Raw genomic sequence first — 12,164 nt, forward strand, 5'->3', positions numbered from 1 at the left:
GGTAGTCGAAATGATTGAAAATGATGTGGAAACGTTTCCTCTGACTAGATATTAAATAGCTAAATCGATGCTATTCTATTCTTATTTTAAAGTCAATGCAAGCAGAAAGACTACTATTTAACGCCAAAACAATTAAAATTTAAAACGAATTTGAGATGCAAATCATTTTTAGTCAAAAATCATAGGTTGACTTCTAAAAAATATCTGTCCATAATGAACGTATTAAGCGATTTAGATCCGAAAACAGTCAAAATGATGTCATGGGAAACGTTTCCCATCATTTCATGCGTTTCCACCAAGCTGATTTCATCAGGTGCAGGGGAGCTCATTATAGGGGTGAAACAGGGGGAATTATGAATATCAAGGATATTGCAAGGCTATCAGGCGTTGGTATCGCCACGGTCTCCAGGGTAATTAATAACTCCGGTGTCGTAAGTGATGCAACCAGAGCTAAAGTAATGGCTGTTGTAAGAGAACATAATTACATTCCAAATGGAAATGCAAGCAATCTGAAAAAAACGCGTTCTAATACGATAGCACTTATGGTTAAGGGGATTGCAAATCCGTTTTTTGCAGACATGATCAAAGAAGTAGAGCGTCAAGTGAATCTGCGCGGCTGCCCGCTTCTGATCCAGCATGTTGAAGATGGAGTGGATGAGATCAATGCTGCTCTTCAGCTTGTGAAGGAAAAGAATTTATACGGGGTAATCTTTATGGGTGGTACATATGACCATTCTGAAGAAAAATTCAAACAATTGCCGATCCCATTCGTTTTGACTACCATCACGACTACGAAGGATGTTGATCCTGCCGTATTCTCTAGTGTGATCATTGATGATATGCAAGAGTCTTATAAAGCTGTGAGCTATCTAATTTCACTCGGACACCGGAACATTTGCTTTTTGGCCAGATTTCCTTTGGTTCAGCATACTACCGGAAACCGTCGTCTTATGGGTTATATTAAGGCCCTTGAGGATCATGGGATTGAGTATGATGCTTCCTTGGTAGAGGATTGTGAATACAGTCCAAGTTCTGGTTTTACGGCTACGAAAAGACTGCTTAATAAGAAAAAAGATATCACCGCTGTATTTGCCGCATCAGATACCATCGCTATCGGAGCTGCCAAGGCTTTATTGTCTTTGGGTCTATCGATTCCAAATGATATTTCGATCATCGGATTTGACGGTATAGAGATGGCAGAATACTATCACCCATCGCTGGATACGATTAGCCAACCTGGGGTGGATATGGCGAAAGCCAGTGTTGAAATTCTGTTTGACCTGATTTCGGGACAATCGGAGAACAAACATGTGGTATTCGAGTCTGTTTTGGTAAAGCGGGGATCTTGTAAGAAGATTAATAAACAAGCATAAACGCCTTTGGCGTCCTTATAAGGACGGTAAGCGTTTGAGCGAGAAATAGAAGGATAATTTATAGCGTAAGCATATAATTTCTTATATTTTAAAAAAGGTTCCGTAAGGAGATGACATATGGCGCTTCTAACCGTTGAGACTGGTTCTCCTACCTTAAGAATGACAACGTCCATCAGTATCATCTCTCCCGTTGATTCGGGCAATACCACCGGAGGAACGCTCTATCTGTTACATGGTGCTGGCGACAATGCTAGCACATGGTACAGGCTGACCACCATTGAGCAGTATGCTAACAAGTATGGCTGTACAGTCATAATGCCTCAGGTAGGAAGAAGCTATTATACAGATATGGAGTACGGACTGGATTACTTCCGCTATGTTACGCAAGAGCTTCCTGAGCTTTGTGGCCGAATGATGAGGCTGGATGATGATCCGCAAAAGACGTATGTTGCCGGACTATCGATGGGCGGATATGGGGCACTAAAATGTGCACTTACCTATCCTGAGCGTTACAGCAAAGTAGTTTCCTTATCAGGCGTTACAGATATTCAGAAAAGATTGAAAGACCCGCAAATGTCTTCGGATATGGCGAGGGAGATGGCAGGCACTTTCGGAAAACGCTTACAAGTTAAGCCGGATCAAGATCTGTATGCTTTAGCGGCTAAATTGGTCGACGATAAACGTAAGCTGCCTTCAATTTTGACCTGCTGTGGCTCGGAAGATCCATTTGTGGAGATGAACCGGGAATTTGCTTCTCATATGCAAGCGAGTCCCTATACATTTCAATATGTTGAGACTCCGGGAACACATGAATGGAGATTCTGGGAGGAGCATCTGAAGACAACTTTTGATTTCTTGTACAACTAAGAGCAATGAGCAATTGCAGAAAGAGATATTATGGAGGATTTGAGATGAAAGACCAGCAACTGACGTCCCTGTTGAACCAGATGACGCTTGAAGAGAAAATAGCACAATTGCAGCAGCTAGCTGCTAATTTCTATGAAGGAGCGGAAGAAGGAGGGCAAATCACTGGCCCTATGGCATCCATGGGGATTACGGATCACATGATTGAGAACAGTGGTTCAGTACTTGGACTTTCGGGCGCAGAGCAAGTCATTGCCGTCCAAGAAGCTCATTTACGTAAAAATAGATTGGGTATTCCACTGCTGATGATGGCGGATATCGTGCATGGCTTTAAGACGATTTTTCCGGTGCCACTGGCGATTGGTTGCTCTTGGGATATGGAACGGGCGGAGCTAAGCGCTGAGATTGCTGCTAAAGAAGCGGCAGTATCTGGTGTACACGTTACTTTTGCACCTATGGCGGACCTTGTTCGGGACCCGCGTTGGGGAAGAGTGATGGAGTCTACCGGCGAAGATCCTTATTTGAATGGTAGGTTTGCCCGTGCATTTGTACGCGGGTTTCAGGGAAATGACTTGACGGGTGATGTAAGTCGTCTGGCGGCTTGCGTTAAGCACTTTGCAGCCTATGGTCTATCCGAAGGCGGACGGGATTATAATACGGTCGATTTATCAGAACGTCAGCTACGGGAATATTATCTGCCAGCCTATCGTGCAGCACTGGATGAGGGTGCAGAAATGGTTATGACTTCGTTCAACACGATTGACGGGATTCCAATAAGCGGAAACGTTAAGCTGCTCCGTCAGCTGCTGCGTGAGGAATGGGGATTTGACGGCGTGTTGATCTCGGATTGGGGCGCGGTGAAGGAACTGATCCCGCATGGTGTCGCCGAGGATGAGGCTGAAGCAGCACTTAAAGCTATCAAAGCTAGCGTGGATATCGAGATGATGACAGAGTGTTATGTGCACCAACTGCCAGCTCTTGTAGCAGATGGGCAAGTGGATGAAAGTATCATTGATGAAGCCGTACTTCGTATTTTGAAATTGAAGCAAAGACTGGGCTTGTTTGAGAATCCGTTACGTGGGGCAGATATAGAGAAAGAGCGCGAGGTAATTTTCTGTGATGCTCACCGGACAGCAGCGAGAGAATTAGCGGTTAAATCCTGCGTTCTACTGAAGAATGATCAGGTTCTGCCGCTTGCGACAGAGCAGCGGATTGCGCTAATCGGACCGTTTGCTAATAACGGAGATATTCTTGGACCATGGTCCTGGTTGGGTTCAACAGAAGAAGCTAGCCGTCTTGCTCCAGCTTTTGAAGCTCGTGCAGCTGCAGGTAAGGTTACCGTTGCAAAAGGCTCCGGGATTGAGAGCTTTACAGAAGAGCAATGGCTGGAGGCGAAAGCGGCAGCGCTGGAAGCCGATGTGATTGTGCTGGCGCTTGGAGAACATTCAGATATGAGTGGAGAAGCTGGAAGTCGTTCAGATATCCGCTTACCGGAAGCGCAGCGTGAGCTTTTGCAACGTATGAAGACGCTGGGTAAGCCTGTTGTGGTGGTGTTGTTTAACGGACGCCCGCTGGATCTTAGTGGTGTGATCGAGAACGCGGATGCTATTCTGGAAGCCTGGTTCCCAGGAAGCGAGGGCGGCGCGGCGATTACCAGTCTACTGTATGGTGACGAGAATCCGTCAGGAAGATTAACGATGTCTTTCCCTGTATCTGTTGGGCAAATTCCGGTTTATTACAATCATTTCAATACAGGACGTCCTCTTCATGTACCGGGTGCTGACAAGCGTTATGTCTCACAATATCTGGACATTCCTAATGAGCCGTTCCTGCCATTTGGCTTTGGTCTTAGTTATACGACATTTAGCTACAGTGAACCGATCCTTTCCGGTGAAATAATGACGAAGGATCAGCCTATTAAAGTAACTGTTACAGTGACTAATACAGGCGATGTACAAGGAGAAGAGGTAGTGCAGCTCTATATCCGAGACATTTCAGGAGAAGTTGTCAGACCGATGAAGGAACTGAAAGACTTTGCCAAGATCAGCCTCTCCCCGGGAGAAAGCCAGGAAGTGAGCTTTACGCTTACAGAAGAACAGCTTCGTTACTATCATAGCGACTTAAGCTTTAGCAGTGATCCGGGACAATTCAAATTGTTTGTGGGTCCAAATAGCCAAGAGGTTAAAGAACGCGATTTTCGCTTAACATTAGCTTAAGTAGAATATATACGACACAGGCTGTCGTAATAGAGGAGTGCAAGAATATGACTACTAATATGAATTCTAACATCCATTTAAACGCTGGAGACTTATCATTCACTTTTACAAACAGTGGGGACTTGTTCCAAGTTCTCCATGAACGGACAATGATCAATCAATTGCTGCCTAATATCGTGGATGGCTCCTTATCCAACCTATATTTACGCATTCATAGTAATGGAAGCATTCAAGCTGTTCCTTTGCTGGGCATTCATTCCTCAAGCACTGTACGTAAGGCTGGGAACCGCTTGGTTTGGGAAGGTACTGCGGAAAATATCGAGTATCAGGTTATTTTTACTCCGACGGCTCAAGGCGCTTGGTTCTGGGACGTGAAGCTTAAAGGGCAAGATGCAGATGTGGATCTCGTGTACGGACAAGATGTGGGTATTGCCGATATCGGTGCTGTTCGCAGTAATGAAGCCTATCTGTCACAGTATATTGACCACGCCGTATTCGAGGATCAGTCAAAGGGATATGTAGTATGTTCCAGACAGAATCAACCGCAAGGTGGCAAATTTCCATATCTACAACAGGGTGCAATCACTAAGGCAGCAAGCTTCTCAACAGATGGTTTCCAATTCTTTGGATTGTCTTATAAAGAGACCAATCAACCAGAAAGCCTGAGCCGTGAGCAATTAAGTAATGAAATCTATCAATATGAATTCGCTTATACTGCGCTGCAATCGGAGCGGGTGAAGCTGAGTGGGGAAGCCCGGTTTGTATTTTATGGATTGTTCAAGCAAGATCATCCAGAAGCGATTACCTCGTTAGAATTCACGAAGGATGTTGCTGCGGCTTGGGAAACGGTAAAAGAGTTGCCTTTAGAAGCTGAAGCACCGCTCGAGCGTTCTTTCTTGACAAAAGAGCTGGGAGCACCACTAGCTGCAAATTCTCTGACGAGCGAAGAGATCGAAGCCTTGTTCCCGGTTCGCTATCAAGAGGAAAAAGAGGGAGACCAGCTTCTGTCTTTCTTCACGGAAAATTATGAGCATGTTGTATTAAAAGAGAAGGAACTTAAGGTAGAGCGTCCTCATGGTCATATTCTAATGAGTGGGGATAATGCCCGACTTAACGATAAGGTAATCACTACGACTTCCTATATGTACGGAATATTTAACTCTCAAATCGTTATTGGCAATACCAATTTCAACAAGCTCATGACCAATGCCAGAAATGCACTTAACATTCCAAAGGCTTCGGGACAAAGAATCTATGTACAGTGGAATGGCGAATATCGCCTCTTGACCATGCCTTCATTGTTCGAGGTTGGTTTCAACTATGCCCGTTGGTATTACAGAACAGATGGCGAATGCTTTATTATTACGAACTACACTACTGCAGATTCTCCGGAGATATTCCTGAATGTGCGTACGGAAAGTGGAAAAGCTTATCGCTATCTAGTCACTAATCAAATCACTATGAACGTTAACGAATACGAGCTTCCATATCAATTCAAACAAGAAGAGGGAACCGTAACCTTCTCGGCTGATAGAAGTGCACTAAGTGCAGGAGAATATCCTGATCTGCAATATAAATTCCAGGTACAGGGAGCGGATTTCACTCTTCAAAATGAAGGTAGACTTGTCTCTCATGCTGACCAGTCAGATGCGCCGCTAGCTATTCTGGAACTGTCGGAGAGCAGTGAATGGACATTGAACATTCAAGGTCTTCTGGATGGTAAGGAGATTCAATCGAGCAGCCGTACAGCCGAAGAGGAGATTTCCGCATACCGCGAGTTCTACAGCGGGGTTATGAATGGCTTCCGCTTGACGTTAGGTGATGGGTCCGAAGGTGAGTTGTTTAAGGTAAATGCTCTAGCTTGGTGGTATACACATAATATGCTCGTCCATTATTCAGTCCCTCACGGATTGGAACAATACGGCGGCGCTGCTTGGGGAACCCGTGACGTGTGTCAGGGACCAGTGGAATACTTCATGGCTACGCAAAAATACGATCAGGTTCGCGAAATATTGCTGACCCTGTATGCTCATCAATATGAAGATGATGGTAACTGGCCACAGTGGTTCATGTTTGATAAATATACGAAGATTCAGCAAGAGGAGAGCCACGGAGATATTATTGTATGGCCACTCAAAGTGCTTGGAGACTATTTGGCGGTAACGCAAGACTACAGTATTTTGCAAGCGACTGTGCCTTATACTCGTAAGCATAGCTTTGATTTTACAGAGGAAAAAGCGACGCTGCTGGATCATGCACGGAAGGAAGTTGCTTATATTAAGAATCACTTCCTGCATGACACGCATTTGTCTTCTTACGGTGATGGTGACTGGGATGATACACTCCAACCGGCTAATCCACAGCTGAAGCAGTACATGGTTAGCAGCTGGACAGTGGCGCTTACCTATCAGACATTGAATCAGTTCTCAGAAGTGATTCATAAAGTTGATCCAGCAGGTTCGGAAGAGCTGAAAGCGATGGTGGAGGGAATCCGTGAGGATTTCAACACACATATGCTTCAATCTGAGGTAATTCCAGGCTTCTTGTATATGGAGGACCCAGAGCAAGTGAAGCTTATGGTACATCCAAGTGATACGGAAACAGGGATCCAATACCGTCTGCTGCCAATGACGCGCAGTATGATCAGTGAGCTGCTTACACCAGAACAAGCCGAAGCCCACTATGAAGTAATCCAGGATAAACTGTTCTGTCCAGATGGCGTTCGTCTGATGAACCGTCCAGCTCAATATGTTGGCGGCGTAAGCACCCATTTCAAACGTGCGGAGCAAGCTTCTAACTTTGGTCGGGAAATTGGACTTCAATATGTACATGCACACATCCGTTATGTAGAAGCTATGGCTAAGCTAGGGAAAACCGATCAGGTCTGGAATGGCCTAGCGGCGATCAATCCGATCGGAATCCGCGACGTGGTGCCAAACGCTGAACTACGTCAGGCTAACTCTTATTTCAGTAGCTCGGATGGTAAATTTAACACCCGTTACGAGGCACAGGAGAATTTCGATAAACTGCGTAATGGTGACGTAGCGGTTAAAGGTGGCTGGAGAATCTATTCAAGCGGTCCTGGGATCTACATGAACCAGTTGATCTCGAATGCACTGGGGATCCGTACGGAAGGCGGAGATTTAATCGTCGATCCAATTCTGCCGGAGTCGCTGGACGGAATGCGCTTTAGCTTTGAATATGCAGGCACTAAGGTAGACTTTATTTATCACCTTACGGGCTCTGATAACAGTCGGATTACTGTTAACGGTACAGAAGTTCAAGCCGAAGGTACGCTTAATCGCTACCGTAGTGGTGGTATCCGTATCAAACGTGAGGACTTTGATCGTCTCTGCGTAGAAGCTGGAAATGTGATAGACATTTATAAGTAAGATAATAAAAAAAGGGCAATCTCCGCGATAAGCGTGGAGATTGCCCTTTTTGTACTACATACGGCTCGGTGTCGGTAACCCAAGTACCTCTAGCACTTCACCTAAAGTGTCCTTAAATCTCGAAGTGAGCCAGAGGCGGAACGCGATGGTAGCCTCCGCACCTTTTAAAATCGGACATATAGAATAGAAGTTATTGAAAAGTGTGGCTAAGGTATGCGCGTATGTGCAGAGTATATTCGGCGTCAATTCTATGCTGGCAGAATACAATGTCTCCTGCCAGAGGCTAAGCTGTCTCAGCAAAGCGAGCTCTGCCTTTTCCATTTCGATGGGGCATTGAAGTTCTGAGCTATCTGTGCTGAACGGGATTGTAGATTTGCTCAAAACACTGCTGGCACGGGCATAGGTGTACATCAGATAAACCCCGGTATTACCGGATATTTCGGTAGCCTGTTTGAAATCAAACACGATTTCCGTTCCCAGGTTAAACCGCAGCAGATAATAACGAATAGCAGCAGCTGCAATGATGTGGCTGGAAAGACCCTCTTTATCGGAGCGCGAATGTTCTATGTTCTGTTCCATAAGCTTTACTAAATCGCTCACCTTAACACCGATTCCTTGGCGCCCGGACATGGCATAAGAAGATTTCCCTTCTGAAACATCTATCCCTAGCTCAGCAGCAGAGGCCGGACTAAGAGAAACAACGCCATAACTTACATGATGGAGCTTCTCAGCCTGTTCGTTATATCCTAGTGCTCCTAAAGCTTGCTTAACCATTTGTTGCGGATATTCCTGTCTATAATCGATCACATTAATAACACGGTTGGCATGTCCATAGGGCTCATGGGTTCCAGTTAATCCTGTGGTCCATAAACCAGACGAGAATTCACTGTAGGTGAAATCTTTGGTTAGTAGACCGAATTTCCAGAGATGATAAGCAATGTCTTTGGCTGTGTACGTCAAAATCCCATTCGAACGCACAAGCACCTTATCCATCTGATGATCCTCTGAATTCGCTCCACTGCTAACCTCTGTCCCTTGCTTTAGCACCCAGCAGCCCGCAAGTTTGCCTTCAGTCTCCTGTACAAAAACTGCCGTTTGCTTCAATAGCTCAGATGCGGCTGTCCAGAAGCCCTCTTTTAAAATATTACTCTCCCACACCAGCAGGTCATAGTGAATACCAAAACGCTTCATTTCCGATACATGTTCTCTCACAATACGTTCAGCAACTAAGTTGCCTAGCCACGCCTCATTACCATCACCCTTTTCAAGGGCATGCAGCATATCCGTGCGCTTGTGAGTGATCTCTGGATTCCGTGCATATTCTTTGTTCACTTTGGCATATAGATCCCAGCAATAATCACCGAAACGTTGATGATCCCCTTCCAAGGGTACATTTAATAAACCAACGACTGTATCTGCCAGCTGGTTGCCCAGATCATCCACGTAGTTATGGACCTCTACGTTATGTCCGGTTCTTTTCATGATTCTGACCAGCGCATCGCCGATGCAGGCATTTCTCAGATGACCTACATGAGCAGCTTTATTTGGATTGATTGAAGTGTGCTCGATGATGACCTTTTCCCTTGTGCTGTTAGGCAGATCAAAGGAATGTTTAGCCCACACCTGCCAATTCATATACAAATTAATAAATCCAGGAGCAGCTACTTCGACTTTTTGTAAAAGACCCGTGTAACTCTCTTGTAATTTGATTTCTGCTTTTACTAACTCTGCTATGACGAGAGGGGATTTACGCAGGAGTTTGGCTAGCTGCATAGCAATATTGCAGGAATAATCACCATGCTCTAGATTAGCTGGCTGTTCGATCAGAATTGCAACATCTTTTGGGTAGGCAACTTCTAAGGTGTGGAATACTTTTTTTACACTTTGTTCAATGCTGTTTTTGATGATTTGACTTAACATTTTATACCCTCCTTTGAAAATACAAAAAAGCCCTCGTCTCAAAAGAGACGAGGGCTTTAGCGCTCGCGGTACCACTCTCGTTGCTAAACAGATGTTTAGCCACCTTACAGGATAACGGTCTTTAGCCGGGACTTCCTACTTAGGTTCAGAAGTCCATCTCACGGGTGCGCTTCATTAGGTGATCTGTACCGGCTTGCACTTACCCGGCTCGCTGAGGACTAGAACACGTTAACTACTCTCCCGCTCATCGATGCTTGAATAATTTTTATTAGTATAACGAATATTTCGAAAAAAGCAATAGGGTGTTAGAGCTAATCCCAACTTCCTTGAGCTCCTGCAGGGATTGAAGTCTCAAAAACTATCAAGTCATAGCTAAATTAATATAAAATTTTTGGGTATTCAAACAATCAAATGAAACAAATTATTAATACAATACATGGGAATTAACTCTTTCCCAATTTTTAGTTTTGTATTTTTTATTTGTAAACCTGAGTTTTTGAAAAATACTTAATAAAGGAGGGAATAGCTTAATGGCAGTATTATCAACAGGACCCATTGCAAACGATCCTGTTAGTGGTGTCAGAACAATTCAAACGGTCATTATCAAAATCGTAAACCGTGATTCTATCAATTTTTCTTCTGTTCATATTCAAGGTTACAAATTAAACAGCTTCAGAACACTCTACGTACTAGAAGAAATATCTATTGCACCCAATGAAGTTATTACGAGAAATTTTGGAGCAGACTTTGATGCATATGAATTCGTGTTCACCACAGACGGTTCTGCGGAAATAAGCACTGAGATTTCAGTTTGGGGGAGAAACGAAAGTGGTGTAATTATCGATGTTCAACGAGTTGTTGCAGAGGAGCAGTTAGAAACATAAATTCAACATATATGCAGGGTAATAACCACATTCTTAATAAATAGTTGAAACATATTATAAAAAAGAGCAGTTTAACAAGAAACCTTGATTAACTGTATTTTTCAGAAAGGAGGGAGTGCCGTAATGGCAGTATTATCAACAGGACCTATTGCAAATGATCCGGTTAGTGGTGTTAGGCCCACTCAAACAGTGTTAATAAAATTGGATAATCGCGATCCTGTGAATTCTTCTAATGTTGTTATTGAAGGCTTTCATTTAAATGGTACCAGAATATTATATGTACAAGAATTAGTACCCATAGGACCTAATGTAGTATTATCTAGAAACTATTTCGCTAATTTCGATGCGATAGAGTTCGTTTTTACCATAAGTGGACCAGCTGAGAATGAAACACAAATTTCTGTATGGGGTAAAAATGCTGCTGGGGAATTCGTGCCTGCCCATCGATTAGTCTCTGATGAACTTTTAGGAACAGAGATCGCAGGCCCTCAAGGTGATACTGGACCGCAAGGAGACCAAGGACCGCAAGGCGTTCAAGGACCGCAAGGCGTTCAAGGACCGCAAGGTGACCAAGGACCGCAAGGCGTTCAAGGACCGCAAGGCGTTCAAGGACCGCAAGGCGTTCAAGGACCGCAAGGCGTTCAAGGACCGCAAGGTGACCAAGGACCTCAAGGTGTTCAAGGACCACAAGGTGTTCAAGGACCTCAAGGAGTACAAGGACCGCAAGGTGTTCAAGGACCACAAGGTGATCAAGGACCTCAAGGAGTACAAGGACCTCAAGGAGTACAAGGACCGCAAGGTGTTCAAGGATCACAAGGCGACCAAGGACCTCAAGGAGATCAAGGACCTCAAGGTGACCAAGGACCGCAAGGTGTTCAAGGACCTCAAGGAGATCAAGGACCGCAAGGTGTTCAAGGACCTCAAGGAGATCAAGGACCTCAAGGTGACCAAGGACCGCAAGGAGACCAAGGACCTCAAGGAGACCAAGGACCGCAAGGTGATCAAGGACCTCAAGGTGACCAAGGACCGCAAGGAGATCAAGGGCCGCAAGGAGATCAAGGACCTCAAGGAGTACAAGGACCGCAAGGAGACCAAGGACCTCAAGGAGTACAAGGACCGCAAGGAGTACAAGGACCGCAAGGCGTTCAAGGACCGCAAGGAGACCAAGGACCGCAAGGAGATCAAGGAGATCAAGGAGACCAAGGACCTCAAGGTGATCAAGGAGATCAAGGACCGCAAGGAGACCAAGGACCTCAAGGAGTACAAGGACCTCAAGGAGATCAAGGACCGTAAGGACCTACAGTGTTATAATAGTTTCTTGAGGGCTTCAAGTTAGGTATACTTTATGGGGCTGTCCCCAAAGTCATCTTTGGAACAACCTAAGTGCCATAACATTTATGAAATATGAATAGACGAAGGAGCTAAGCGGTTTGTAGATGCTTAGCTCCTTCATTTTTTGCGTTCACTGCAGCCTTCTTTAGTAGATTGTGGGCAAGAGAAAGCCCCCCCGACCTC

7 protein-coding genes and 1 other annotated feature are annotated in these 12,164 nt (G+C 44.8%); of the genes, 6 read left to right on the forward strand and 1 reads right to left on the reverse strand.

Annotated features, from left to right (window positions below; translation table 11 throughout):
- The first annotated feature begins 353 nt into the window (after positions 1-353).
- The 4 genes from NSQ29_RS02055 (at position 354) to NSQ29_RS02070 (ending at position 7,845) form a co-directional block, all read left to right on the forward strand.
- Positions 354-1,373 (forward strand): LacI family DNA-binding transcriptional regulator, encoded by a 1,020-nt coding sequence (locus tag NSQ29_RS02055; protein ID WP_042191311.1) that lies wholly within the window; start codon positions 354-356, stop codon positions 1,371-1,373.
- Positions 1,374-1,490: 117 nt separating this feature from the next.
- The gene (locus tag NSQ29_RS02060) at positions 1,491-2,240 is read left to right on the forward strand and encodes an alpha/beta hydrolase (RefSeq protein ID WP_341124263.1); all 750 of its coding nucleotides are present in this window, start codon (positions 1,491-1,493) and stop codon (positions 2,238-2,240) included.
- 44 nt (positions 2,241-2,284) lie between these two features.
- Positions 2,285-4,453 (forward strand): glycoside hydrolase family 3 N-terminal domain-containing protein, encoded by a 2,169-nt coding sequence (locus tag NSQ29_RS02065; RefSeq protein ID WP_341124264.1) that lies wholly within the window; start codon positions 2,285-2,287, stop codon positions 4,451-4,453.
- Between the two features lie 47 nt (positions 4,454-4,500).
- Positions 4,501-7,845 (forward strand): GH36-type glycosyl hydrolase domain-containing protein, encoded by a 3,345-nt coding sequence (locus NSQ29_RS02070; RefSeq protein ID WP_341124265.1) that lies wholly within the window; start codon positions 4,501-4,503, stop codon positions 7,843-7,845.
- Positions 7,846-7,899: 54 nt separating this feature from the next.
- On the opposite strand, the gene NSQ29_RS02075 is transcribed toward NSQ29_RS02070, so the two are convergent.
- Positions 7,900-9,765 carry an arginine--tRNA ligase gene (locus NSQ29_RS02075; protein ID WP_341124266.1) on the reverse strand — a complete coding sequence of 622 codons (1,866 nt, stop codon included), beginning with the start codon at positions 9,763-9,765 and terminating at the stop codon, positions 7,900-7,902.
- 40 nt (positions 9,766-9,805) lie between these two features.
- Positions 9,806-10,022: a binding site (T-box leader), on the reverse strand.
- Positions 10,023-10,295: 273 nt separating this feature from the next.
- On the opposite strand from NSQ29_RS02075, the gene NSQ29_RS02080 reads away from it, so the two are divergent.
- Both NSQ29_RS02080 and NSQ29_RS02085 read left to right on the forward strand, forming a co-directional pair.
- Positions 10,296-10,649 carry a hypothetical protein gene (locus NSQ29_RS02080; RefSeq protein WP_341124267.1) on the forward strand — a complete coding sequence of 118 codons (354 nt, stop codon included), beginning with the start codon at positions 10,296-10,298 and terminating at the stop codon, positions 10,647-10,649.
- A 493-nt stretch (positions 10,650-11,142) separates the two neighbouring features.
- Positions 11,143-11,985 carry a hypothetical protein gene (locus tag NSQ29_RS02085; RefSeq protein WP_341124268.1) on the forward strand — a complete coding sequence of 281 codons (843 nt, stop codon included), beginning with the start codon at positions 11,143-11,145 and terminating at the stop codon, positions 11,983-11,985.
- Positions 11,986-12,164 lie beyond the last annotated feature (179 nt).

This window comes from Paenibacillus sp. FSL F4-0236, assembly GCF_038000135.1.
GTDB lineage: Bacteria > Bacillota > Bacilli > Paenibacillales > Paenibacillaceae > Paenibacillus_AQ.

Bases quoted from the DNA above. Each gene is read 5' to 3' on its own strand.
- NSQ29_RS02080 (WP_341124267.1), top strand. From the start codon at position 10,296: ATGGCAGTATTATCAACAGGACCCATTGCAAACGATCCTGTTAGTGGT.
- NSQ29_RS02070 (WP_341124265.1), top strand. From the start codon at position 4,501: ATGACTACTAATATGAATTCTAACATCCATTTAAACGCTGGAGACTTA.
- NSQ29_RS02060 (WP_341124263.1), top strand. From the start codon at position 1,491: ATGGCGCTTCTAACCGTTGAGACTGGTTCTCCTACCTTAAGAATGACA.
- NSQ29_RS02065 (WP_341124264.1), top strand. From the start codon at position 2,285: ATGAAAGACCAGCAACTGACGTCCCTGTTGAACCAGATGACGCTTGAA.
- NSQ29_RS02055 (WP_042191311.1), top strand. From the start codon at position 354: ATGAATATCAAGGATATTGCAAGGCTATCAGGCGTTGGTATCGCCACG.
- NSQ29_RS02075 (WP_341124266.1), bottom strand. From the start codon at position 9,765: ATGTTAAGTCAAATCATCAAAAACAGCATTGAACAAAGTGTAAAAAAA.